Genomic DNA, 26215 nt, shown 5'->3' on the forward strand with positions numbered 1-26215 from the left:
TTTGAGTTTTTAGGATTGATTAATAACATACCAAGCAGAAATAATAGCATTTTCATCGAAAAATCGTCAAGCAAAAATTGAGGTAATTGTTACTCTATATGGGATACTAAGCCCCCGGTCAAAGCCCGAGTGTAATAGATAAAAAAGTTAATCCATTAGTTTATTACTGCGCCAATAAACTAAGGAAAATAACGAATGAACTGTTGAACGCTATGGGGAGCGAGACACGCTGTAATTTCGGAAGGGAGGAGAAAGGCGATGGGAAGGTGATAAATTGCTTCAGTGGGCACAAATATAGGGGACAATCCCTCTCTGATCAAGGAATCGTCCCCTACAATTGCGCTGTTGTATGAATTGAGGTTTGCGTTTAGATTGCCGCGGGACCTTTTTCGCCGGTGCGGATGCGAATCGTTTCCTCAATTGGCAGGACAAAAATCTTGCCATCACCAATTTTTCCAGTAGAAGCCGATTGTTGCACAGCATCTACAACTTGATCCAAACTCTCTTCGGCAACGACGATCTCGAGTTTTAACTTGGGTACAAATTCAATGGTGTACTCGCTTCCTCGATAAAGCTCCGTGTGACCTCGACTCCTTCCAAAGCCTCGGACTTCAGTGACGGTCATCCCACGGACACCCACATTGTTCAAAGCCTCTTTGACATCTTCAAGCTTAAAGGGACGGATAATGCACTTGTTGAAACAGTGATGCTCACAACCCCTCAACTCTGTGAATATTGTAAAGCGTAGAAACGTAAGAAACCTGCTTAATAGTTTACGCTTTACGCTTTACCCTCATTGTTATCTAGAATTGGACAAGAAATCCAGCCAATTAAATATCATAGTAGAGATGAAATTCGTGTGGATGCGGACGGAGATTGATTGCATCGACTTCGTTTTCACGTTTATAATCTATCCATGTATCAATCACGTCCTGCGTGATTACATCGCCTTCGAGCAAGTAGTCATGGTCGTCCTCTAAGGCATCAAGTTTCTGCCAGTTCCTCCGGCTCTAGATCATACAGGTCTTTATCAAGCGGCTCACCGGGGTGAATCTGATTCCGGATACCGTCAAGACCCGCCATCAGCATTGCGCTAAAAGCGAGATATGCGTTACAGGAAGGATCTGGTGTGCGGAGTTCCAGTCGCTTCCCTCCCTCGCTCTGAGAATAGACAGGAATGCGGATACACGCACTCCGGTTTCTTTGCGAGTATGCAAGATTCACCGGTGCCTCATAGCCCGGGACCAACCGCTTGTACGAATTGGTTGTCGGTGCAATGATAGCACACAGCGACGGCAGGTGTTTAAGGAGACCGCCCGCGTAATATAACGCAGTTTCACTTAACCCTGCATAACCCTGCGGATCATAGAAGATGTTTTTTCCATCTTTCCACAAACTCTGATGGCAGTGCATGCCTGAACCGTTGTCTTCAAAAAGTGGCTTTGGCATAAAGGTCGCTGTCATGTTGTGGGCACGGGCTGTATTCTTGATAATATACTTGTACAGCGCCATCTTATCGCCCATCCGGGTCATGGTGTCAAATCGCACATCAATCTCACCCTGTCCACCGGTGCCGACCTCATGGTGGTGAAGCTCTATACCAATCCCACAATCGATCATCTTGAGAATCATCTCAGATCGGATGTCTTGCAGTGTATCCGATGGCGGAACAGGGAAATACCCCTCCTTGTAGCGCGGTTTATACCCGAGGTTCGGACCTTCATCGGCACCTGTGTTCCAACTCCCTTCAACCGAATCAACAGAATAGAAGCCTGAATGCTGATCTTGACCGTAGCGAACATCATTGAATACAAAAAATTCAGCTTCAGGTCCCCAATAGCTGGTATCCGCAAGCCCGGTGCTCTTGAGATAGGCTTCCGCTTTTTGAGCGATATGCCGCACGTCTCGGCTATAGCTTTCTAGGGTAATTGGATCCTTAATATTGCCAATGAGACTCAGCGTCGGAATCTTGCAAACCGGATCCACAATGGCTGTATCCGGATCCGGGAACAGGAGCATGTCGCTTTCGTTAATCGCTTGGAAACCGCGAATACTTGAACCATCAAAACCGAGTCCATCTTCAAACAGATCTTCCTCTAACTCTGTTGCGGGAATCGAAAAGTGGTGCCACAGGCCAGGCAGATCCGTGAATTTAAAGTCAACAATTTTGATCTCTTTTTCTTTTGCAAACGCAACGACTTCACTTGGTGTCATCTAAACTCTCCTTAAAAATTAAAATATTGAGCCAAGCAATGACGATTAAACTAAGCAGGGTTGGCACTGCCCAATAGGCTCGTTAAGAATGCCTATGAGAAGCCTCTCAAGGGGAGACATTTTTGCCACATTTCATACACCCTACTCAACGAATTATTGGAAACAATAAAATTTGAAAACAGGACACCTCAAAGATATAGCGCAAGCGATATGCCAATAATCAAATCGCTGTCAAAATGAAAAGTCAGCACCGAATTTTCTCTACCTCGTTTTTTCTTATTTGTAGCAGAAAGTTGGCTCTGATAGGTAGTTTGCTCCTGATTGTCTTACTATGTGAGGTATCCTTTTAGCAAAAAATTAGTGGAGTGATATAAATGCCTTGATCCATAGATGCTGAATTATTGGGCAGATCATTGCTAAAGTTTTTAGCAATGTCATTACCTACTGATTCAAATCTCTCACAAAACGACTGGCTTCCGGTTCAACTTGTCCTGCATACTTGTTACCCGGTTTTCGACGATAGGGCACCTTTGCAGGAGAGGATAATTCTTCAAATGTAAACGCACAAATCCGCATACCGGGGTAGAGTTTAACGGGCATGCGTCCCAGATTTCCCAGTTCTAGTGTCGCAGTTCCAACCCAACCCGGATCAAAAAGCCCCGCCGTGCTGTGGACAATAATGCCAAGTCTACCAAGGCTACTACGACCTTCGAGTCGCGCCATCACATCGTCGGATAGTTCAAGGGTTTCAAGCGTTGCCGCGAGGACAAATTCCCCCGGCTGCATGGTAAACGCTTCACCATCGGGGACTTCCACCTTGTGCATCAGCTCGTTAAGATCAATCTCCTCACGAAGATCGATATAGGGATACTTACTGTGCTCAAACAACCGGAAGGTATTCCCTAGCCGGAAATCAATGGAACAGGAACCGAGCTGTTTGGTGAGATCTGGGGGAGGAGTGATTTTGATTTTCCCCATTTCCTGATAACGAACAATATCCTGATCTGATAAAACCATCCGCCTGCCCTTTTCATTACTGATGAATCTGCTCTATCTCGCAGCAGTGTATCACTCATTATATACCAAAATCACCGAAAATGTAAAGAGTTATTTCTTTGAAGCAGAAATTTGCAAAAAGTGGATAGAAAGTGCTACATGCCAACGAGAACCAATTTTCTTACATACAGATCCTCAATATGAACACCCAAATTGCTAGTGTATGTGTAGCGCGATGAAATCAACTCCTATCCTCGTAGATTGGGTATCTCCGGTCACGCCTAGTCTCGCCCCTGGTCTCGGAACGGACTATCCCGCCTGTCCCGATTAAAATCGGGGGTACGGACGAATCCTCTCGTCTTTGCCCGATCTATAGCCCCAGAGGGGCGACAGGTATATAACTTTAGCTTTTGGGAAAGCCTCCAATGATTACAACGTTTACGAAATAGGCGGCACCCAAATGTCAACACGCTCCAACAACTTGCGTTACATATAAGTTCTTAATACGAATAGGAAACGGTCAATAGCTTGGGTCACTTCGTAAATACGAGCTCTTCGGCATTTGCTCCCGCATCAGAAGCGAGATCTGTCAGCACCTTGGCAACCTCCTCCGGTTTGAATAGAGTGGACTGTGCGGCAGTAACAGCCGCTTCCGGTGATTCTCCGCCCCGTTCTGCAATTTCGGCGATCGCCCTGAGTTTCAGCGGAGTATTGAGATTGCCGGGACAAACAACATGCACCCGGATACCTAACGGCTCAACCTGATTCTTCAAGGTAAATCCTAACCCACGCACACCGCCTTTGCTAGCGCCGTAGGCAACGGAGGCACTTGGGCCCGTCACTCCTGCTCCCGACGCAATCAGCACAATTACCCCACCACCGCTTTTTTCCATCAGTGGAACAACGTGCTTAGTGCACAGGAAGGTCCCTCTCAAGTTGACTCTGATGACGGCATCCCACGCTTCCACGTTAAACTGATCAATACGCACCGCTGCACCTAGCAGAATGCCAGCACAGGTAACCACCACGTCAAGCCTCCCAAAGTTCTGCCCGACTGATTTCACCATTGCAGCAACGTCCGCTTCTTGAGAGACATCCGTCCGTATAAACACGGCAGTGCCACCCTCCGCTTCAATGGATTGGGCAGTTGCCTTACCATCTGCCTCATTCAGATCGGCGATGATAACTTTTGCTCCCTCTCTGGCATACATTATAGCTGTAGCAGCACCGATGCCGGTCGCCCCACCGGTGACAAGAGCAATTTTATTCTGTAGTCGCATGGTCTTCCCCTTACACAGATTTGAACTACCTTATAATTATTGGATCTTCACCCTTTTCTGCTTCTCTCTTTTCCCATTATCGTAATTTGAGGGTACTCAGCGCAACGAGCATCAAAATCAACCCAATAATCCAGAAACGGAGCACAACCTTCGGCTCGGGCCAACCGAGTTGCTCAAAATGGTGATGCAGAGGCGACATCCTGAACACCCGCTTTTTTCGTGTTTTATAAGACACAACTTGGATGATAACGGAGAGTGCTTCTACGACAAAGATTCCACCGACAATCACAAGCAAGATCTCCTCTTTGATCAAGATAGAGATCGTTCCAAGCGCTGCACCGAGAGCTAACGAACCCGTATCTCCCATGAAAACTTGTGCCGGGTGACAATTATACCATAAAAAGCCCACACCGGCGCCAATCAACGCAGCACAGAAGATAGTCGCAGCCTCTCCACTAGCTGGAATGTGGGCGATGTCAAGGTAATTTGCCAATTGTTGGTGGCTTGTAAGGTAACCCAGCACACCAAATGTGGCTGCGACAAACAGAGTACAGCCGATTGCCAGACCATCAAGCCCGTCCGTAAGATTCACCGCGTTCGACGCACTGACAATGACGAACGCCGCAAATGGAATAAAGAATACGCCGAGATCTGGACGAAGTTGCTTAAAGAAAGGAATGATGATTGAGGTTCTTTCGGTCAAACTGTCTTTGGGAACAGGTCCCCATTGGTAGAGGAAATAGGCAATGGCAAGTGCGCCAACTGTTTGTAAAACGATCTTATGCCAACCCTTCAATCCGAGTGATTGTTGTTTGGTAATTTTCCGGTAATCGTCCAGAAAGCCGAGTCCGCCAAACCACAAAAGGCTAAAGGTAAGGATAAAAATATAGGGCTGATCCAAGCGCGCCCACAGAAAAATTGAAATCAGCACGGACGTGATAATCAGTACGCCACCCATTGTCGGCGTACCCTCCTTGCTGAAATGTGTTTCGGGACCATCATCCCGGACATGCTGACCAATCTTCAACCGTCTCAGATGTCGAATAACGAACGGACCTAAGATGAGGGCTATAAGTAGCGCGGTTACTGTTGCATAAATGGACCGAAAGCTGATATAACGAAAGACATTCAGCGGCGAAAAAAACTCCGTTAATTGTTCAAAAAATAGATAGTAGAGCATAGGTAATTTTTGATACTAAGGTTTATCCTTTGGAAATTGGAAGCAATAAGAAATGAGGAAGAAAAGAAAGTAACTGCTTCCTTCCGCTTAACCGACAATTTCAAGCCAGATTCTGCCCGAAGTATTAAGTGCCAAATTTCAAGTTTCATGCATCAGTTCTTCCAAGACCTGCTCCAATTGTATCCCGCGCGACCCCTTGATAAGCACCGCATCGCCGGGTTGAGCGTATTGGATCAGTTCTTGTGCCGCTTGCTTCGGCGTATCACAGGAGATGATGGACTCGATCCTGCCTTCTGCTCCATGAGCAATTGCGCGGCTATGAGGACCAACGGTAATCAATAGGTCAATGTTGGTCGGGATAACCTGTCCCGCTTTCAGGTGGAGCGTGCGAGAATGTTCGCCAAGTTCAAGCATATCACCGAGGATCGCAATTCGCTTGCCAGCTATTTCGATATCGCTGAGAAATGTCAAAGCGGACTTAAGGGACTCTGGATTCGAGTTATAAGCGTCGTTAATGATGCGTAGGTCGTTGTGCACGATTGGCTGCATTCGCATGTCTGCCGGTTGAAAACGCTCTAGTCCAGTACAGATTTCTGTTGGCGTTAAGCCCGCCCAGAGGCCAACGCCAGCGGCAGCGAGGGCGTTATAAATGTTGTGTTTCCCCAGACAGGGCAAATGCACCCTGTCGATTTCTTTCCCGCTAATTGTCAATGTGAACGTAGGCTTTCCGAAACTGTCGATTTCAATTTCACCTGCAGAAATATCCGCATCATTTTGCCAACCAAATGTGGTGATTTGACCACACACATGTCCGGTAAGCCTCGGTGTCATCGGATCATCGGCGTTAAGGATGGCATATTCGACATGCGTTAACAACGCACCTTTCTCCTCGGCGACCCCTTCGATTGAACCTAACAACTCCAAGTGTGCCGGTCCGATGTTGGTAATCACACCGAGGGTCGGCGCTGTTATCTGCGACAACCGCTCAATCTCTCCGGGCCAACTGGTGCCAATCTCTAACACGGCAATCTCATCTACTTCGCTAAGTTGCATCAATCGTGAAGGAATGCCGATCTGGTTATTGTAACTTTTCTCAGATTTGAAAACGGAAAACCGTTGACCTAACACAGAGGTCGTTATGTCCTTTGTCGTGGTTTTGCCGTTGCTGCCCGTGATAGCGACGATTGGCAGATCGAACTTGCGGCGGTGACAGTTGGCGATATCTCCCAGCGCAACGAGCGTGTCGTTTACTCGGACTATAATCGGCGGTGCAAGCTGGGAGAACTCCGCTACCGGTTTCGAGACAACCGCCCCGATCGCGCCTTGCTGGCACACGCCCTCTAGGAAGTTATGTGCATCGAATTTTTCGCCAACCAATGCGACAAAGAGGTCGCCCTTTTTAAGTGTCCGTGAGTCTGTCGAAACCTGCGTTATTACGGTGTTGAGATTGCCTTGGATGAGGTTGGCCTGCGTTGCCTGTAGGATTTCAGCAATGGTGAGGTTCATGATGATGGGTGGGTCCTAGGCAGTTGCTCGCTGCACTCAACCTGCTGGGTTGGGTAACAATAGGGAGATTACTATAGGATAAAGTGGTTGAACAGATCAATTTGCCTCTATTCTCTGGTGTTCTCGTTGTCTGCGATTCTCTCGATCCTATCCGCAATTCTTTCTAGCGCGCGAGCAGCTCGGAAAAGAAACCATAAAAGAAGAATATAAGGCACTAGCATCATTATTGCTGGCCAAAAAGCTGCCATAAAGTCCATGTTAAAATCACCTCCTGACGATGCAGTTGAATGAAATTATTTCATTAGTGCTACTTCAACTGCTCAAGAAATTCCGATGCGACTTCCCTGTCATCGAAATCAAATCGCACGTCATTGATCTCTTGATAAGGCTCATGCCCCTTGCCTGCGATAGCGACAAGATCGCCCGCCTTTGCCAATCCAATCGCATGACCGATGGCAGTCCGACGGTCCTGAATTAGGTCGTAACTTGTGCCATTGGGTAAGCCTTCCACAATGTCAGCGAGGATCGCGTCTGGCTCTTCGGTACGCGGGTTGTCGGAGGTGATTACACTGTGATCGGCGATGGTTGCGGAGATATTGCCCATCTTCGGACGTTTGCCACGGTCTCGGTCTCCGCCGCAGCCAAAGACAGAGATTAAATTGCCCTGCGTAATCTTTCGTGCAGCGGTCAACAGATTTTCCAAACCGTCGGGCGTATGCGCATAGTCCACGACAACGGCGAAAGGCTGCCCCCGATCAACCAACTCAAATCGTCCCGGTACAACTGTGGATTCCAGCCCCGCCTGGATCGCTTCAAGCGGGCAGTCGTGGTGCACTCCTATCCCGATCGCAGCAAGAGCGTTATATAGGTTGTAATCGCCCAATAGACGTAAATTTGCTGGGACTTTTCCCTTCGGTGTGTGTGCAACAAATGAGAGTCGTTTGAGGGTTGATTCGACATTGGAGACTGACAAATCCGCCGGTTGTTCAACCCCAAAGGTGAGACTTGGGGGGTTGATTTGATGACGGATCGAATCGGAGGCAGAATCGTCTGCGTTAAGGATTGCCAAGCCGTTATCAGGATTGAGTTGCTGAAACAGCATCATCTTGGCGTTCAGGTATTCCTCCATTGTTTCATGGTAATCGAGATGATCTTGTGTCAGATTGGTGAAAACCGCCGTTTCAAAAGCGAGTCCAGCCAATCGGTGTTGTGCAAGCCCTTGCGATGAGGTTTCCATAATCACATAATCTACGCCAGCATCCGCAATGTCTCGAAACAGTTCGTGAAGCGTCAAAGGTTCAAGCGTCGTAATCGTTGGCTCCACAAAGACATCTGCGTAATGGGTCCCCACCGTGCCCATGAGCCCCGAATTCAGTCCCGCAGCGTTGAAAATCGAATGCGCTAAATGTGCTGTTGAGGTCTTGCCGTTCGTGCCGGTGATGCCAATCAGCTTCAACCGATCCGCTGGATTCCCGTACCAGTTTGCTGCGATGAGCGAGAATGCGATGCGTCCATTTGGTGTTTGGATATAGGTAACACCCGACGGCATCGATTCCAGCTTCTCCCCAATAATCGTGGTTGCACCATTCTGGATGGCTTGTGGAATAAAGGCGTGTCCATCAACGTTGACTCCTTCATAGCAGACAAAGGCATATCCCGGCTTCACGGTTCGACTATCGCTCGCAATGCCGGTAATCTCTTTATCGAGTCCTTCAACTGATGAGAGGATGTTCACCCCTTGGAGCAAGTGATGTAGGTTCACAATCTATTCCACCTCCGATCCCCAGAAAACCCTATAGTCTTGTAGTACCAATCAATGCAACGCCGATTGGGATTCCGCATAGCTTGGGGTTGATGTTTGGGTAGAGAGATTCTTTTGACTCAGGTAGCGCATCGCTTCGCTCGCAATCTTTCGGAACATTGGTGCAGTGACGCGGCTGCTGAACGGAGCGTCCGCCGGTTCGTCAACGACAACAATAATTGAGAGTAACGCATCCTCCGCCGGAAGAAATCCTGCAAAAGTAGCGACCACTTTGCCTTCGACGTATCCCTGTCCTCGTTCCGCTTTCTGCGCTGTGCCGGTTTTGCCAGCAACCGTATATCCTTCGACACGCGCCCTCAGCCCACCGCCGGCTTCTGTCACCCCGACAAGCATTTGCGTCATTGCCTGCGCGGTCTCCGCAGAAATGACGCGGCGAATCGGCTTGGGGAAAGATTGTTCCAGCAGGCCTTCATCCCTATCAATAATTTGCCGAGTAACATACGGCTGTAACAGCACGCCATTAGTAGCAATGACGTTGAGGGCGTTCAACACCTGAATCGGTGTCACAGAAATCCCTTGTCCAAACGGAACGGAGGCAATCGTGTAGTCATCCCATTTCCGGATACCTCTCAAGCTGCCGACGCGTTCGTAAGGCAAATCAATACCGGTTTTTTCACTAAATCCGAACCGGCGCGTATAGATCTCCAACTGCTCTTTATTAAGCCGCCTTGCAGCCTTGAGGATACCGATATTACTGGATTTTGCGATAATTTCGCTGAGCGTTAACCACGCATTCGGTCGAATATCGTGAACGACATGCCCATTGGACAAACGATATTCCCCCATCTCGCAATATTCACGCGAGTCCGGAAACATCAGTTTCTCGTTGAGGAGGGCAGCAGCAGTGACGATCTTGAATACAGAGCCGGGTTCGTATTGCATCCAGATGGCGCGATTCCGTTTGGCTGACTCTTCGCTCCTTGAGTAATGATTGAGGTTGTAGTTCGGATAATTTGCTAATGCTAAAATCTCGCCACTTTTGGAGTGCATAACTATTGCACTCCCCGCTTTCGCTTGCCACTCCTCGCAACCGGCAATCAGTTCCCGTTCTGTGATATGTTGGATATATTCATCAACCGTAAGGACAACGCTACGACCATATTGACCCCCTTGTTGATAAAGTTGTGGCGGACGAATCGGGCGTCTCTTGCCATCGGTACTAACCCGCCTCTTTTTTGACTGTAATTCTAGGCGGTCGCTTCTGTTACCCGTACTTAGGTAGGTATCGTATTGATGTTCGATCCCGTCAATGCCTCTATTTTCAAAATTGGTATATCCAATAATATGCGATGCTAGTTCGTCTTTGGGGTAGGACCGCTTTCCATGGGTCCGATATCCGACCCCATAGATGCTTTTAGTGACTCGGCGGATATCGTCAATGCGCTCATACTCTATATTCCGTTTCAGCCACACAAAACGCCTTTTCCTTTGCTGCAGTATCGATAAGAGTCTAGCTTCTGAAACGTTGAGCAGCAGCGCAAGTTTACGAGCAAGCTCATCAGGCTTATCTCTCAACACCTTTGGATCTGCGTAGACCGAGATCCAGTCCTGATTGATTGCAAAAACGCTTCCATGCCGATCCAAAATCGTAGCGCGCTTTGCCTGAGAAACCACTTGCGTGTTACGCTGATTCTCAGAACGTTCGCGCAGCTCCCGGCCATGCACATATTGGACTAGAAACAAACGTCCTATCAATAATCCTAAGCAAAGTTCCAAACCAACCCATACGATTGTAATCCGGGAAAAAGGTATATTGCTGACTGCTCCCAAAGATAAATCTTTGGGGCTCTTAATAGACTTATTGGTAGACATTAGAATCTCCATGCTATCTTCTTGCTTCGACGAGACGTGCCCCGACAACCGAGGTCTTACCATCTCTCCACAAGCGTTTTACGTCTCCGTGTGTCCCATGGCGACGTTTCTCAGGTTTACGGCAGCATTGAGGTCTCGGTCTTGCGTATGACCACAAACACCGCAATAGTAGGTTCTGTCTGACAAGGACAAGTCGTTATCAACTGCACGACAAGCTGAACAAGTCTTACTAGACGGATAGAAGGTATCTGCCACAATCTTTACGCCTATCCGTTCTGCTTTATACCTTAACATGGCAAGCAAACTCGACAACGAAGCGTCCGACAATGCCTTTGCAAGCCTATGATTCTTAAGCATACCTACAACATTTAGCAACTCAATCCCAATACGACTCGCACCGTTGACCATAGCCGTTGTTGCCTTGTGTTGAGCATCTTGTCGAATACAGGTGATACGGTAATGTAACCTGGCAAGTTTCACTTGAGGTCTTATGCCAATTACGACTGCCTTTCTCCCTTCGACTCAACTGACGTTGCAACTGTTTTAGCTTACGCTCATAACCCTTTAAGGCTTTTGGATTCTTGTAGTACACCCCTTCGGACGTGACCGCCAAATGCTTGATACCTACGTCCACACCAACGACGGGGTGTTTTTGAATATCAGGACCACAGAGTTGGGCACAAAGCTAAAGCATTGGCATTGTTGCTAGTTAGCCTTCATAGGGTATTGATGCAGAAGTGTAACAGCATGCACTACTGAGGAGATTCTTCAAGGAAGTAGGTATTCCAGAATACCCCAAAGGTTAAGTGCACAATTAAACATTCGACTTACAGATCTTAATCTGCACGTAGTACATGGGCTTGCTCGGAGGGTTGAACCATCTGAAGATCTTTCGCGACTTCGTGGATCCGTTCAATCGAAGTGAGCCTTGTTTCCTCTATCTTAAGCCTATTGATCTCGTTGTGGAGTTGATCTCCTCGCTGCTCAAATTCCTCACGCATTTGCAGTGCAACCTTGTGTTGATTTGACGCAAACCATGCACTCAGAAAAAAGATACCGATATAAATGGCAAGCGCGAAGTATGCAAAGGGATGAAATTTTGACGATGGAGTTGGTTTCTGATATTTCATGATTATAATAGCTTCTGATTGTTCCTTTGCAAACCGCCTCGTCCGGTTGTTAAGAAACGTTCAATCTAGCGTTTTAGATTCGGGGATCTTCATCGCAACCCGTAATTTCGCACTTCGGGACCGAGGATTACGTCGAATTTCATCGGGGGTTGGAACTATTGGACGCTTGGTCAGTATTTCAAGAGTAGGTGTATGCTTACACACACAAATAGGGGTCTTCGGTGGGCAGATGCAGGCACGCGATAGGGTGCGAAACTGTTCCTTAACAATTCGATCCTCAAGAGAATGGAAAGAGATGATGCATAAGCGTCCACCGGGCTTCAAAGCGGCAGCAGCACAATGTATCCCGGAATGCAGGTTTTTAAGCTCATCGTTAATATAAATTCTTAACGCCTGAAAAACCCTTGTCGCGGGATGGATGCGCCAACCCGTTGATTTGTGGGGAATCGCATCCAGAACGAGTTCAGCCAGTTGACCTGTTGTTGAGATTGGCTTGCGTTTTCGAGCGCGAACAATCTGGCGCGCAATCTTTTTAGACCAGCGTTCTTGACCGAATTGCGTAAAAATCGTTGCGAGCACGTCTTCTGGGTGGCGGTTCACGACGCGCGCTGCGGATAGGGACTGGCTGGCATCCATCCGCATATCTAAGGGACCAGAGCGATTGAAACTAAACCCTCTTGCCGGTGTATCAAGCTGCAAAGATGACACCCCTAGGTCTAGTAAAATGCCATCAACTTGCGGAATCGTGGTCTCCTGCGAATCTCCACTGCAATGCAGTTGAGGCAGCTGATCTAAGTGAGCAAAATTATCACTAACAAATGCTACCCGCTCCTTGTATTCATGTAGCCTCTGCTTGGCAATATCCAACGCCTCTGAGTCCAAATCAATCCCAAGTAGCAACCCCTGCGGTGCAGACTTTTGCAAAATGATAGCGGCATGACCGCCCAATCCAACCGTGCCATCCACATAAAAACCGTGATTTCTCGGTTGTAAAAACTGAATCACTTCATCGACTAGAACAGGTATGTGGTCCTCACTCATCTCTTTCTGAGTGCCCCCAGTTTTTGTTCTACACAATCAGGCATACCATCCCTTCCTCCACTGATTTGGGAGGGTGCTTGCTAAACAGTCTAGACCGCTTCACTCCGAATAAAAGGATTATATCACAGGCGCCTCCCATGTCAAGCGTAAAATCGGGCATAGGACGCGATGCGCAAAAACGGGGGCAGACGCATTCAACAATCCTCCCCGGATTAGAAACCGTCAATAAATATCACGCATCCTCTGTGAGGATTTGATGCAGGGGAACGTCCCAAGACTGCGGAAAGGTATCTGTCACAATTTGCACTTCGTAAGCTAACCCAATCCAAACTGCTTGCGGACATTGTGGCAGGAATCCGATGCGGTAACCCTTGGGATCAAAAGCAACGCCGGGAACAAAGATTAAATCGATCTGGTTCAAAGGAAAAGGAGGGCAAGTCTCTTTATTCGGCTGGTACATACCGTATGGATGGAGAATAAGATCTCTTTTCGCATCTACAATACGGTGCGGTGTTAGGTCTCGCTGCTTCATACACATCACAGGAGCAAGCGCAATTTTATTCTGAGTCAACAGATAATCAAGCAAGCCACCGGTCTCCACCTCACTTCGCATACTGAGGTAGATTAGCACGGCATTGGCTCGGTTCTCCTCAATCCAGTTGATCGCATAGCGGACAATCCGTCGGCTCAGTTCAGTCCTCACACTTGGTGGGATGCTGTCCCGTTTGCGGAGGACCTCTGCCCGAAGCCGCTCACGTTCCTGTTTCTGGTTCATTTCGTTTGTATCCCTCCCCTTCACGCCTGCCATTCGATCTGGTCAAGATACTTGGCAAGAGTATCACGGAAGGTTGAGGGTTTCATTTTGAGCAGTTTTGCGGCTTGCGTTTTGTTCCCCTTTGCTTTTTTCATCGCCCAACCGATCAGTTCACGCTCTGTCGACCGGATAATCTCTTGGAAGGAGATTTCACTCAATGTCTCATCTAAACTGACCTGTACCGGTAATTTCAACTCAAGCGGAATATTGTCGGTGGTAATATCCGCCCCATCTCCAACCGTTACCAGTCGTTCGATTACGTTTTCTAATTCGCGAACATTGCCGGGCCACGGATATGCTGCGAGCACCTCGACAGCTTCGGGAGCGATGTGGATAGAGGTATTGGGCAAGAATAGATCTAAAAAGTGATTAATCAAAAGGGGAATATCCGCGACCCGCTCGCGCAACGGTGGTAGAAAAATCGGGACTACGTTTAGACGGTAGAAGAGATCGTCTCGAAATTCCCCAATCTGAACCTTCGTACGCAAATTCTTGGTCGTCGCAGCAATAATTCGCACATCTTCCCTTTGTGCGCTCCTGTCTAGGTTCAGCTGCTGCCCCTCTAGTGCCCGTAGGAATTTGACCTGTAGTGCAATCGGAAGGGCATCAATATCCTGAAGAAAAAGCGTCCCTTTACGCCCAAACCCGTTTTCTGTCTGTTTGTCTCCAAATAGCTCTCGATCTAACGTTTCGGTAGACATGCCTGAGCAACTTACGATCCTAAAAGGGTGGAGTCTGCGCGCACTGTTGAAATGAATTGATTTTGCAACGAGCGTCTTGCCTGTGCCATGTTCACCGTAGATTAGCACAGTGCTCTGGGTGTCGGAGACATTTTCAAGCAGGTCAAAGAGGTCTTGTATCGCTTGGCTTTTCCCAATAATATGATGGTATGGAGAACGTCCTTTCACAGGAACCTTTAGTTGTGAACGCTGTTTATCTCTGCCGTGGAGCATTTTCAGTTTATCCAGCATCTGAATCAGTTCCTCACTGGAAAAAGGTTTCTTGATATAGTTATACGCCCCAAATTTCATCGCTTCCACAGCAGTTTCGACGCTCGCATAAGCGGTCATGACAATCACAATAATATGGGGCTGCTCCTTCTGGACACGTTTGAGAAATTCAATTCCGTGCATCTTCGGTAGGCGCAAATCTGTGACAAGAACATCGAAATGTTCGTTCTGCACAAGTTGGAGTCCAATCGCTGGAGACTCCACCGCAATAGTATCGTAGTTCGCCTCACGCAAATCATCGCGTAATGTAATTAATTTGATTTTTTCATCATCAACAACCAGTACTTTCAATCCTTTTCCACCCCTCTCCTAATCGGTAATTTGACAGTGAACACGGAGCCCTGCTCAATCTTGCTATCAAATTCGATGACACCTCCATGCTGTCTGATGATTCGGTTGGATACCGAGAGTCCAAGTCCGGTGCCTTTCTCAGTAATCTTTGTGGTATAAAACGGGTCAAAAATCCGATCTTGGACAGACTTGGGGATGCCGATTCCCGTATCTGTTACTTGAACGAAAACCGTCGCTTTATCAAGCAGCGCATCAAATTCGATCTCTCCAGTTTTGAACGTCAATACACCACCATCGGGCATAGCCGCAATCGCATTTAGAGCGAGATTTAGGACAACCTGCTCTAACAAGTGTTTGTCCCCACGGATTAGATACAGTTCTTCTTGGCAGTGCTTCTCAATCTGAATACTTTTTTCGTCAGCACTGTACGCAATCAAACCAACGACTTCATTGACAACCTCATTCAGAGAAACTGACGCGAGTTCCAAGTCACGTTGACGTGAGAAATTGAGAAGCTGCCCAACGGTCGATTCAATCCGCCTGAGCGCTTCCTCCATGAGTCCCAAGTATTCTTTGGTCTGGCACTCGTTCTGCGGATCACGCTTTATCCGAAGGATACAGTTGAGTAGACCGTCAAGCGGATTATTGATCTCATGCGCAACCCCTGATGCCAACTCACCTATCGCCGCCATCTTCTCTGATTGGACCATCTGCTGTTCCATCCGTTTGCGGTCAGTCACGTCACGGCAAACCAAAACCGTACCTAGGTAGTTGTCATCCCTATCACGCACGGCAGCATAAGTGTTTTCAAAGAATTTATCCTTAATCTGTAGGCTTTGCTGTTCAATCACTGCGTGTCCCTTCGATAAACCCTTTGCGATTTGTAGGAGTACCCCATCAGCTTCTGGAGATTGGATCGCTTGTGTATCGAGTCCGAATTGCTCTTTTTGGATCTGCTGGCCCGCCTTGTTAAAGAGTGACACATGGTTACTATCGTCAACAAAGATAACCCCTTCCTGCATACACTCAATAATTGATGTGAGTTTATTTCGCTCAAAAAGCACCGCACCCCTTGTCTCTTCTAATTCAACAACCTTTTCCTCAAGATTGTCTTTCAATTCACGGGTCTCCGCTTCACGCGCTCTCGCGGTATCCATAATTGATGTTGCAAGATAGACGGAGAAAAACAGGGTACTAGTGAACACGAACAGCACACTGGAAATGTAAATCGGATCTCGCCAGAGTGTTGCAGGCAGAAAATTCTCTAGATGGTAATGGGGCAGGACGTGGTAATACTCCAAAAAAATAAGAGCACTTAAAAGGATCGTGTTCAGTGTGGCAAGGATATAACTGACGTTTTTAGAAAGGAGTATACTCGCGATAACGAGATGAAAGATAAAGTAGAAAATAAACGGGTTTTCGACACCACCGCTGAAGTGGAGGAGCGCCGTCAAAGAAAACAGATCTAAGATAATATGTCTACCCGCATGTCGCTGGATTGATGCGAGCGGCTTTTCCGTAAGATGTTTGGGATAGATTTGCGGCTCAAAGTTGTAAAGTGTCATCAACGCCGCAATGATGTACAACGGCGTTGGATTGTCAATGATGTGGAGCCCCCAGCTTGCAATGCTTACAGTCAGCAAGACACCCGTTATGGCAATCCAGCGGAGCTTGACAAGCCAATGGATTCGCTTGATGAGTTCAATTTTAAGAGGTAAATCTGTTGAATTTGCAACCATGTTGATATAGACAACTGGTGTCCCCCTAAAGAAGTCTCCCAATTGCTACTTCTGAAACTGAATTTCCCTATACACCTCAATTGAATCAATAATCGCCATGATCACTGCATCAATAGGCTTATTCTTAGTAACATCGGTTTGACGGGCTGAACTTCCCGCTGCGGTGAGTACCAACTCGCCAACACCCGCACCGACAGCATCAACAGCAACTGTATATCGACTGAGGAGCGTTCCATCTAGCTCGGTATCCTGCACAATCAGCAACTTACTACCGACCAGTTTTTCATCTTTTCGTGTGGCAACGACAGTTCCCACAACTTTTCCAACCGTCATGCGAAATCTTTCCCTGTTTATTTTTACTCCAAGAAACGCAAATCGCGCAAAGTATAATGCGTTATCAAAACATTATTGACAAAATTATATGGACATGGGTATAGTAAACTGAAGCTGTCAAAAAGTCAAGATTTTATTCCAAGCCTATCCAAGGTTCATGAACTATAGGGGGAAAGCCGTGTCAGATAAGGTTCGTTTAGCGGTCATTGGTTGTGGTGGAATCGCAAATGCACATCTGCGAGGATATCAAGCGTTAGTGGAAAAAGGGGTTAACACCTTTTCAATTGAAGCAACGTGTGATGTGCGTAGGGAAGCCGCGCAAAACTATGCGGAACAGGTTGCAGAATTGCAGGGAACCGTGCCCCACGTTTACGATGACGTTGAAGAAATGCTGAAAGCTGAGGATTTGAACGGGGCAGATATCTGCACGTCCCACGCCTATCACCACATCTCCGCTATCCCATGTCTTGAATCGGGCGTTGACATCATGACGGAGAAGCCGTTTGGCGTAACAATCAAAGCAAGCCAGAAGATGATTGAAGTCGCGAAGAAAAATGGGCGACTTACGGCTACGGCAGAGAATTGTCGCAGGACACCCGGACAACGGACTGTTCAATGGGCACTTAACGAGGGAAACATTATCGGGACACCCCGAATGTTCTTCGCACAATCCGCGGCTTGGAACGATCCAGCAAACATCGGTGATTGGCATTGGCGGTTGGGAAAAGAGTTCAGCGGCGGCGGTATGGTGATGGATAGCGGCGCACACATGATGGATACCATCCGCTACTTCTTCGGTGATGTCGAAAAGGTTTACGCCGAAGTCCGTCAGATTGATGGACGATTCGCCAACCACGCCGAAAAAGGCAAGGTGCCCACTTGCCATGAAGATACTTGGGTCGCGATCATCACGTTCAAGAGTGGTGTCATTGGAACGTGGAGTTGGACGGTTGCCGCACCGTGCGCTAACCATCTGAATGTTGCTTTCTACGGTGCCGAGGGTGTAATCCGTGACAGCGGCGATGTCTTTCATCCGTTTACAGCTAAAGATCGCGGCGAGGCGGAGAGACTTGATGGAACAAGATACAACATGCAGGAACTCCGCGAGATGTACCTTGAAACATTAAGCGATGACGAGAAAGAGCGGCTTTTCCCGCATGGAATTGAAGACGGTTTCGCGCTGGAGATCTACGACTTTATTGATGCAATCAGGAATCGACGATCCCCAGAAGTGGATGGTTGGACCGGTTTGCAAGCCAAAGCCATATCAATCGCAATCTATGAGTCTGGATACTCTGGAGAAGTGGTGACTCTCGATGATGTGCTTGATGGGAAAGTCAGTGGATATCAGCAAGATATCGATGAGCAGTGGGGCCTTTAAGCAATCTTAGATCTGTCGATGTAGGGAACGTAGATCTGCGTTCCCTACTCACAGCGGATATACCCTGCCGTTACTACCTAAGGATAGCATCTAATCTGCGAAGATCTGCATTTTTTAATGTGGCATCCCTCTTGTATTGATAGTAGCTGTCGAGCACTCTGCCAACATACCGTTCCGCTGAACGACTGAGTTTTCCGTTTTTCCGAACGTTTCCCGGTCCCGCATTATAAGCAGCGAGTGCGAGGCTGTAATCTCCATCATACCTTTCAAGCATGTTGTCCAGATATTTGACTCCCGCCTCTAGGTTTTTAGGCGGGTGAAAGCGCTCATCGATGTTAGGATCTGGTGTCGGTTTTCTTACGTTCTGATAGGCAGGAACCTTGAGCCCAAGCCCCCGTGCTGTCGGCGGCATCAGTTGCAGCAGTCCAACGGCACCATTGCGGGAAATTGCTTTGGGATTGAAGGTTGACTCCCTTTTGACCAGAGCGAGGATGAGATTGACTTCGACACCATATTGCTTCGCGATCTGCTCAGTTGGAGATTTTGCATTTTTAGTATCTTCTGTATCTTTGGTGATTCGCCTCGTATTATCGGGCGCACGTTTGGGAGAACTCTCCGTTTTGGTTTTCTCGCTTCTCTGCACCGAGGTTTCCCTTTTATTTATTGTGGAAGTCGCCCTTTCCTTCACAGAAGTCGTCATTCTCACCACGGAAGTCGTCACTCTCGGCGCGGACGTCCCCTCTTTACTCACAGAAGTCGAGACTGCCCGGTCCGATAAATCGAATGTCAAACCAACGGCGAGAAGATGCTTATATGCCACATCTGGCTGACTTAAGTAGGCATAATGGAGATGCTTTCCGTGGACATTGACAGAAAAGCCCATACTCCAGTCAGGTTCTGGTTGTAGTCCTATCAGATCAATCGCTGTACCTAAACGGAGTGCGAGTCCATACGCGCCAACTTCACCTCCCACTCTGACCTGCCATAACGCTGTATCTAACACACTGTTCAACTGAAGCGGTTGAACCGGTTTCCATCCGACCCCAACGGCAAATGTCTGATCAAACTGCTGCAGGGGCTTTCCTTCCCGGTCCGGAATGGTCACCCCAGATATATCTATCAACCTTGCCCCTAGGATTAGATGGCGCGGTAACTTAACAATAGCACCAAGGTCGTAACTTGGCTTCCACTGGCTGTCGGGATTCGGGGCACGATTGTAACCAAGATTCCCACCAAGCTGGAATCGGCTGCCAATGGATCGGGCATAAGACAGGAGAACTTGATTATAGCCTCTCTCGAATGTTCCGACCGGGTTATTCCGATGGTCGTGGAAGAAGCGATCTTCACCGTTCAAATCTAAGGCACTGAAACCGAGTGTTCCCACATAGTGAATCGGATACCCGAACGAAACTGCGCCTTGAGAAAGATCGTACACCAAACTGCCATGCTCAAGGCTCGCAAGTCCCGCGGGATTCCAGAGAGCACCTGTTGAATCAGTGGCACTGCTGATAAATGCACCACTCATACCAAGTGCCCTTGTACCGACTACGGGGCGAAGGGAACTCGCGGCTATCGAGATGCACAGCAACCACAACGCTGCACTCCCGATCCAGAACAGACGCCAATGCCGACGGTGTTCGTATGCAGCCGGCAGGCTGCGCGTTTTTCTTTTGTTACTAAAGTTCAAAATACAGGTGGGAACCTGTCGCATTACCGTTCCTCTCCAAACAACTGATTAGGGCACGTTGATATTTGATAACACGTAGGTCAGATCTTGCCCGACCCCTCCCTATCTTCCAATACCGGCAGATAGCCTGTAGATCGAGATTCATATCTCGACACTCAAATGTCAACAGAACACTAGTTATCAATTTGTGACGGTGAGTAGTATGGTTTTAGTTGAGGTCAAAACTTCAGTATCGGTATCGACTCCTGACGATTGCACTGAAACAACTTGGCTAATCGCTGTAACAACAAGCTGGAGCACTTCAACTTTGACTACACCGTCCGGCGTTTCCGGAGCAGACCAAATCGCCTTATTTTTATCCATGGGGGTCAATGTGCCGTAACCGGTGGTGTTGATCCAATTAAAGATGATGTTGCTGCCTCGAAGTTCGTCAACAGTTGCTGTCATGTTCACTGTCTCACCAGCTTGGACGGTATCTTCGCTTACCTCAACCTTGACGTTCAGCGATTGATTCTCCAAATCTACCTGTGTAACTGTTTCATCGGTTTCTTCCGATTCTCGAAGCGGGTTCTCAACAGAACTCCCGCCACAACCGAGCAAGCATAGGGCAATAGTGAGTAAAACCACGTGTGACAGAACTGGCGTTATGCGCAAGATTTTAATCATCGTTCTTGTCCTTTAGGTTGAAATGTTGGGTGTATTCAGCCTAAGATGGCTGCTAAGATTTTTCCAATAACAAAAACGTATAGATGAACGCATGGTTTCAGTCAATCGGTGATAGCAATTTAATCCAAAAAAATTAGAGTTTCGGATACTTGGGGACATTTTTATAGTGTTTCCAACTCTCAGCGTAAATCTTCCAGAGACCATCGGCAGGATCCACCATAAAAACCAACTCTTTCTTGCCAAAATCTGAGTAAACAGCTTGACTTCCAGAAGCGCGAGTACCGACAAATTCTTGTAAGAAATTGACACCCGCTACAGCACTGTCTCCATTGATTTGCAAATGAAAAATATTCACTTTAATTTTGCTATACCTTTCATTAAGGGATTTCATTTTTTCGCGCAACTGTTTTTTATTCAATCGAGTCGGGTATTCTCGTCCCTTGGTGATAGTAACCCTAGTAATCTCTGCCTCTTCTGCATACTTCGACATATAGGTTTTGAGATTCTTTCCCTGCCACGCCTGCTGCCATTCCCCCAAGACTTGACTCAATTTAAGCTGAGTATCGAGCGGTGCCCCACCAACAATCGGCGAGGAACTTTCGGGGGCAGCAGCTTGAGACGGTGTAACAACGTGATTGGAGGACACGGGAGCATCAACGAACTGCGACGGAAGATTTCCGGGCGTTGGATTGGCAGATCGAGCGACCATCTCTTGATCTTGAACAATATACTCCTCGGTCGTTTCGGGATAGCCCAACTCATCGTGAATTCTATCATCTATCAGTTTCCAGCGTTGTAACAGTCCCCTCTTTTCAACAGTTATATCCCGATAAATCATAACTAAAACCTTGCCACCTTGGTAAAGCGTAACAGGGATGCGTTCAATCTGTCGTCGATTCGTGTTCCCGAGATCTTTTTGAGGAAGATGCCCAGTTATATCCACTTCAACCTTTTCTCTGCTGAAGAGTTTCAACGCACGTTCATAATGACTCCGGTTTTTGGCCCGTGCGGTCGAATCCCATAACTGCTGATACAGCCTCGGTTGTTCTGATTCGACAGCTTGTTTCCACTGTTGAAGAAAGGGCTCAATCGCCCCAGTCTCTTCAATAACCTGTAGTCCAAGTACCATTGCTAGGAGGATGACGGCTGCTCCGATAATACCAATCACACCAAAACGGGTATTAGGATTTTGAAATGTGGTGGAAACCTCGGTTTTGCCGGATCGCATCAATCTGCCCTCCTAATTAGCAGCGACACCATACCGTGGTACCGCCTCGTAAATCCGCCAGCTTTCACGGAAAATTTTCCACTCAGCCCCAACTTGACGCACCCACACCTCCCGCGTCCACAAATCGTGCAGAGCGGGGATCCCGCCACTCACCGCATTTCGCGAAAGACGACTGAACCGATAGGTGGCAATAACACTCTCTCCGTCTGCGTCAAACTTGGAATCTGTTTTTTGCCACTCGGCATCCACCATCCTTTTCAAAGCATCAACCATTTGCAGGCGGTTAAGATGGGTTTGCTCTTCGTTGCTAGCGCGAATAACGGTCTGATATAGCGTCGCATCCTGAGTATATCTGCTCAAGTGCTGGTTTATATCTTTTGCTGACCGCGCCAGTGCCCAACCGCTAATGAATGCTCTACCGCTCGCAATCTGTTCGCTGGTCAGTGAGGTACTGTTGGTCCGAATCGCTTGTTTTCTGCGCTGCTGCTGTACATAAGCCTTTGCTTCCTGTTTTTTTCGGGCTAGCATATCTCCCCGCTGTTTTAACACATTAGACTGATCCAGTTGTTCAATGTGCTTTGAATAGCGCTGCGCCTGTGCCGTTGCCTGCGTTTGTGCTTCTGCCGCCACCTTGTGAGCTCTCTCTACCGACGATTGAGCATCTGCTAATTCACGACGTAACTGATCAATCTGATGCTCATGTTCTTCCGCTCGACTCTGCGCTTGGCGGAGTTCTGTTTGGGTCGTATCCAACTTTGACTGAAGGTACCCGTGATCGGTTTTGATTCTATTATAATCTTGGAATATCTTTCGGTGTGCTTGTTCAGCCTCTTGCAGTTTTTGATCCATGTCAGCTTGCAGCTGCTCTTTTTGCATATCCAATTGCTTGACATCTGTTCGAGATTCTTCAAGTGCCTTATCCGCTGTTCCCAGATCTGCTTCAAGCGCAACGATTTTCGCTTCTTTGTGTTTAATGATGGCATTTAGCCCATTTCCCTGCGATTTATACATCGCCTCCTGTTCAGCAATTTGTGCTTGAGTCAAGGCGTTATACGCTAGGTGCATCGCTCCGAGTCCGTCCTTCGCACCCACAGCTTCCTTCGCACTTGCAAGGGCATGTTCCGCCTGCTGCAAGGTGTCTGACGCAAGGTACTGAGCGTTTGCAAGGTGTGCCTGTTCAATCGCCGTTTCAGATTGTGCGATAATAGTATTGACGTCTTCCAAGTGAATCTTCCCAAGGGAACCGCTGCAAGCAATGAGAAACATCGGTAGAAGGCATAGCCATATATGATAGAGGCGATTTTTCTTCCAAGTTCTAAGCAAACTCTGTTTTCCTATGCTTCTGTCTCTGAGCGCTTTCATTTTTCCAACTCCTGAGTGCGATTACTGATTTAGCTTAATCTTTCTCATCGGCGGAGAAGTACAATTCCTAATTCAGAGATCCCTTCCCCTTTTCGGCTTTCAGCAGCAGCCCGATAAGGATTTTGGATCATTCGTCTATAAAAACGAACAAAGCAGGTGAAAGGTTGCAATTTGAATAGAATGTAATCTAGCATACAACGTGAGTGTTGCCGATTTGTTTCCTTTTTCCTTAGTGGGTATTTAATTCTCGTGTAGGTCGAAGACCCTTCCCAATCCTATCGGGGCTGCACCTAAACGCCCCTAAAGCCTAGTACACTGTCAGGCAAATTATGCTTGTGTATATTGGTTGAAAGCAAACGGTAACATATATAATAATTCCAAAACTTTGGTTTTCTACCCGTCTCTCTGGATTATATTTTATTTTTCGACCTAATTGATGCCAACGGGATGCCAAGCAAAGCTGGGCGCTCAGAAAAGCAAAGCCGCTGTGTGGTAATGCTGTGGTTCAAAGGATGGTATAATGGCAGGTGGGTAGCCTTGATGCCAGTCGCTTTTATTATATCCCCGCGTATGGGTAAAGTGCAAGCCGGTTTATGATGGAATGTAGGGGCATTTCGTGTCGGAATTCGGAAATCCCTCCTATAGGAAAGCTAAATGACCCTACCTAAAGCTAACTTACCATTGACACGCCTAATTAAATGTAGGGGCAACCCTTGTGGTTGCCCAAAATACTGTCTCAGGTTTCTGCCTATGTATTATGCAATTACCTATTACCCTCCCTTAGCCTCAACGAGCACCCGTACGCCGTTGTGACAGCCGTTAATCCCTGTAGGCCGAGATTCATATTTCGACACCAAAATGTCGACAGAACCCAACAAAACAGCGCATTTTTTGCTTGACAAATATCATCAAGTCTGCAATCATCTAGGGCAGACAGCTCAGTCATACACCGACTTGAGACATCTTTGAAGCCTCAACAATGGACACGGAACGGAGTTTCTCATGAAAATGGAAAAAATCGCCATGTTTTCCACGTTTCTCGTGATGATAGGGGCACTCTTCGTGGCGGGATGCGGCGACGACACAGAAATGACCAATAACCAACCTATTATTGATAGCCTCATTGTGCCGGAGCAGGTCAAAGCCGGCGAAAAGGTCAAATTGCAGGTAATCGCCCATGACGCCGATGGCGACAAGTTGACCTATAAATGGAAAGTCAGCGACGGGACGGTGAATGCAGCCGGGGTATGGACTGCCCCTCGAGAACCGATGAATGCTACCGTCCTTGTTCATGTGAACGACGGTGTAAACTCAGCAGTTCAAAGTTCCAAAATCAGTGTCGAGATTCTTCCTCCTTCAGAGCCTATTGCGCCGGAGGGGATGGTATCGATTCCCGCAAGCGAGTTTCAGATGGGGAACGACGAGTGGGGTGCAAACAATGAACAGCCGGTGCACACCGTTTACCTCGATGCGTTCTTTATGGACAAACACGAGGTAACCAATTTCGAGTATCAGCAGTTCGTACGTGCGAATCCAAGCTGGCAAAAGGATAAGATTGATGACAGATTCCACAATGGAAATTACTTGAAAGACTGGCAGGAGAATGCCTATCCTTCTGGGAAAACGAGGCACCCGGTGGTGTATGTGAGTTGGTATGCGGCGATGGCTTACGCACAGTGGGCGGGGAAGCGGCTGCCTACGGAGGCGGAGTGGGAGTATACCGCACGGGGTGGGTTGGTGGGTAAAGAATTTCCCTGGGGCGATGAATGGGATCCCGATCAGGCGCACACCGGCGAGTGGCGTAATGGCAGCCGGACTGGTGGTACGGCGAAGGTGGGTCAATATCCGCCGAACGGGTACGGGCTGTATGACATGTCAGGCAATGTCTGGGAATGGTGTCTCGATGAGTACGATGCGGATTTCTATTCTACTTCGCCGCGTGAGAATCCGTTTTCCAGTACCAATGGGCTGGATTGGGTTATAAACAATTTCACAGATGTCGAATCAGATCGTGTGGTGCGCGGTGGATCGTGGTATGATACTGGGACAGAATTGCGCGTCTATTCTCGCAGCTCAAAGGAGCCTTTGAAAACGTACTTCGACACCGGGTTCCGTTGTGTGAAAGCTCAGTAACCCCTTAAATTTTTACTCTCTTATCCCTTTTATCTCCGAGCGATTTCACCATTCATTGGACTCCGAGATCTCAATCCAATGTCACAAAAATGCTTCTCCGAGGTTGAGCGTTAACCGCCCGGCTGCGATGCCCCCTGCCGGTGGTATCCTCTGCCAAAAGAATATCCCCCGGACCGAATCGCTTTACCGTGCCATCACCCACCTCAATGTCAACCCCACCGCTTAACGTGATGACGTATTGCCTGCGCGGAACGGTATGCCAATCATAATCGTAATCAGGACCAGTTTCTCGAAAAATGATGCCAGTCGCATCTTGAAGTTGTGACATCACCCCAATATTCCCGCTATCTTCAAGTGGAATCTCTATATCCTCAAAATGAGACTCACCATCGGAGCCAGTATAGAGACGCGTTATTTTCATCGTTGTTTCAAAACCTCCTGTAAATGAACAAATAGTTTTCACGTTTCACGCTCTCACCGTTTTGCGCTTGCTTTTGACATGAACTTAACCAAAGAGTGCTACAACTTTTTGGCAAATGCCGGTCTTTCCTCTATCACCCGCTTCGCCTTAAACGCCGTGCGCTCTAGGG

General features: G+C 47.8%; 20 protein-coding genes and 2 pseudogenes. 2 read left to right on the plus strand and 20 right to left on the minus strand.

Annotation, left to right across the window (positions count from 1 at the left end):
• Positions 1-367: 367 nt before the first annotated feature.
• The 15 genes and pseudogenes from J4G02_13255 to J4G02_13325 form a co-directional block, all read right to left on the minus strand.
• Positions 368-688: a P-II family nitrogen regulator gene (locus J4G02_13255; GenBank protein ID MCE2395545.1), complete on the minus strand. Its 321-nt coding sequence runs from the start codon at positions 686-688 to the stop codon at positions 368-370.
• 142 nt (positions 689-830) lie between these two features.
• Positions 831-2214, minus strand: a pseudogene (glnA, locus tag J4G02_13260) (type I glutamate--ammonia ligase).
• A 441-nt stretch (positions 2215-2655) separates the two neighbouring features.
• Positions 2656-3231 carry a dCTP deaminase gene (locus J4G02_13265; GenBank protein ID MCE2395546.1) on the minus strand — a complete coding sequence of 192 codons (576 nt, stop codon included), beginning with the start codon at positions 3229-3231 and terminating at the stop codon, positions 2656-2658.
• 512 nt (positions 3232-3743) lie between these two features.
• Complete coding sequence (locus tag J4G02_13270; GenBank protein ID MCE2395547.1) at positions 3744-4490, minus strand: SDR family oxidoreductase; 747 nt, start codon at positions 4488-4490, stop codon at positions 3744-3746.
• Between the two features lie 76 nt (positions 4491-4566).
• Positions 4567-5670 carry a phospho-N-acetylmuramoyl-pentapeptide-transferase gene (mraY, locus tag J4G02_13275; protein ID MCE2395548.1) on the minus strand — a complete coding sequence of 368 codons (1104 nt, stop codon included), beginning with the start codon at positions 5668-5670 and terminating at the stop codon, positions 4567-4569.
• A gap of 138 nt (positions 5671-5808) precedes the next feature.
• Positions 5809-7176 carry a UDP-N-acetylmuramoyl-tripeptide--D-alanyl-D-alanine ligase gene (locus J4G02_13280; protein ID MCE2395549.1) on the minus strand — a complete coding sequence of 456 codons (1368 nt, stop codon included), beginning with the start codon at positions 7174-7176 and terminating at the stop codon, positions 5809-5811.
• Positions 7177-7483: 307 nt separating this feature from the next.
• On the minus strand, positions 7484-8938 hold the full coding sequence (locus tag J4G02_13285; GenBank protein MCE2395550.1) for a UDP-N-acetylmuramoyl-L-alanyl-D-glutamate--2,6-diaminopimelate ligase: 1455 nt from the start codon (positions 8936-8938) through the stop codon (positions 7484-7486).
• A gap of 51 nt (positions 8939-8989) precedes the next feature.
• Complete coding sequence (locus J4G02_13290; protein ID MCE2395551.1) at positions 8990-10810, minus strand: penicillin-binding protein 2; 1821 nt, start codon at positions 10808-10810, stop codon at positions 8990-8992.
• Between the two features lie 78 nt (positions 10811-10888).
• Positions 10889-11456: pseudogene (locus J4G02_13295) on the minus strand (transposase).
• A gap of 190 nt (positions 11457-11646) precedes the next feature.
• A complete protein-coding gene (locus J4G02_13300) occupies positions 11647-11940 on the minus strand; it encodes a cell division protein FtsL (protein MCE2395552.1) in 294 nt (97 codons plus the stop codon).
• Between the two features lie 60 nt (positions 11941-12000).
• Positions 12001-12981 carry a 16S rRNA (cytosine(1402)-N(4))-methyltransferase RsmH gene (gene rsmH / locus J4G02_13305; GenBank protein ID MCE2395553.1) on the minus strand — a complete coding sequence of 327 codons (981 nt, stop codon included), beginning with the start codon at positions 12979-12981 and terminating at the stop codon, positions 12001-12003.
• A 232-nt stretch (positions 12982-13213) separates the two neighbouring features.
• Entirely contained in the window at positions 13214-13756 is a 543-nt protein-coding gene (locus J4G02_13310) for a 5-formyltetrahydrofolate cyclo-ligase (protein ID MCE2395554.1), read from the minus strand.
• Between the two features lie 20 nt (positions 13757-13776).
• Positions 13777-15096 carry a sigma-54-dependent Fis family transcriptional regulator gene (locus J4G02_13315; protein ID MCE2395555.1) on the minus strand — a complete coding sequence of 440 codons (1320 nt, stop codon included), beginning with the start codon at positions 15094-15096 and terminating at the stop codon, positions 13777-13779.
• Positions 15093-16877: a PAS domain-containing protein gene (locus tag J4G02_13320; GenBank protein MCE2395556.1), complete on the minus strand. Its 1785-nt coding sequence runs from the start codon at positions 16875-16877 to the stop codon at positions 15093-15095. Before J4G02_13320 ends, J4G02_13315 begins: the two co-directional genes overlap by 4 nt.
• A gap of 3 nt (positions 16878-16880) precedes the next feature.
• A complete protein-coding gene (locus J4G02_13325; protein MCE2395557.1) occupies positions 16881-17168 on the minus strand; it encodes a EutN/CcmL family microcompartment protein in 288 nt (95 codons plus the stop codon).
• Positions 17169-17346: 178 nt separating this feature from the next.
• On the opposite strand from J4G02_13325, the gene J4G02_13330 reads away from it, so the two are divergent.
• A complete protein-coding gene (locus J4G02_13330; protein MCE2395558.1) occupies positions 17347-18549 on the plus strand; it encodes a Gfo/Idh/MocA family oxidoreductase in 1203 nt (400 codons plus the stop codon).
• A 73-nt stretch (positions 18550-18622) separates the two neighbouring features.
• Here J4G02_13330 and J4G02_13335 read toward each other — a convergent pair whose 3' ends face one another.
• From J4G02_13335 to J4G02_13350, 4 genes are all read right to left on the minus strand, one after another.
• A complete protein-coding gene (locus J4G02_13335; GenBank protein MCE2395559.1) occupies positions 18623-19249 on the minus strand; it encodes a transglycosylase SLT domain-containing protein in 627 nt (208 codons plus the stop codon).
• Positions 19250-20416: 1167 nt separating this feature from the next.
• Positions 20417-20902 carry a hypothetical protein gene (locus J4G02_13340; protein MCE2395560.1) on the minus strand — a complete coding sequence of 162 codons (486 nt, stop codon included), beginning with the start codon at positions 20900-20902 and terminating at the stop codon, positions 20417-20419.
• A 133-nt stretch (positions 20903-21035) separates the two neighbouring features.
• A complete protein-coding gene (locus tag J4G02_13345; protein MCE2395561.1) occupies positions 21036-22130 on the minus strand; it encodes a hypothetical protein in 1095 nt (364 codons plus the stop codon).
• A gap of 12 nt (positions 22131-22142) precedes the next feature.
• Positions 22143-23492 (minus strand): DUF4398 domain-containing protein, encoded by a 1350-nt coding sequence (locus tag J4G02_13350; GenBank protein MCE2395562.1) that lies wholly within the window; start codon positions 23490-23492, stop codon positions 22143-22145.
• 1269 nt (positions 23493-24761) lie between these two features.
• Between J4G02_13350 and J4G02_13355 the strand changes: the two genes are divergently transcribed.
• Positions 24762-25625 (plus strand): formylglycine-generating enzyme family protein, encoded by an 864-nt coding sequence (locus J4G02_13355; GenBank protein MCE2395563.1) that lies wholly within the window; start codon positions 24762-24764, stop codon positions 25623-25625.
• 70 nt (positions 25626-25695) lie between these two features.
• On the opposite strand, the gene J4G02_13360 is transcribed toward J4G02_13355, so the two are convergent.
• Positions 25696-26046: a hypothetical protein gene (locus J4G02_13360; protein ID MCE2395564.1), complete on the minus strand. Its 351-nt coding sequence runs from the start codon at positions 26044-26046 to the stop codon at positions 25696-25698.
• Between the last annotated feature and the right edge of the window lie 169 nt (positions 26047-26215).

Source organism: Candidatus Poribacteria bacterium (genome assembly GCA_021295755.1).
In the GTDB taxonomy this organism is placed as follows: Bacteria; Poribacteria; WGA-4E; order WGA-4E; family PCPOR2b; genus PCPOR2b.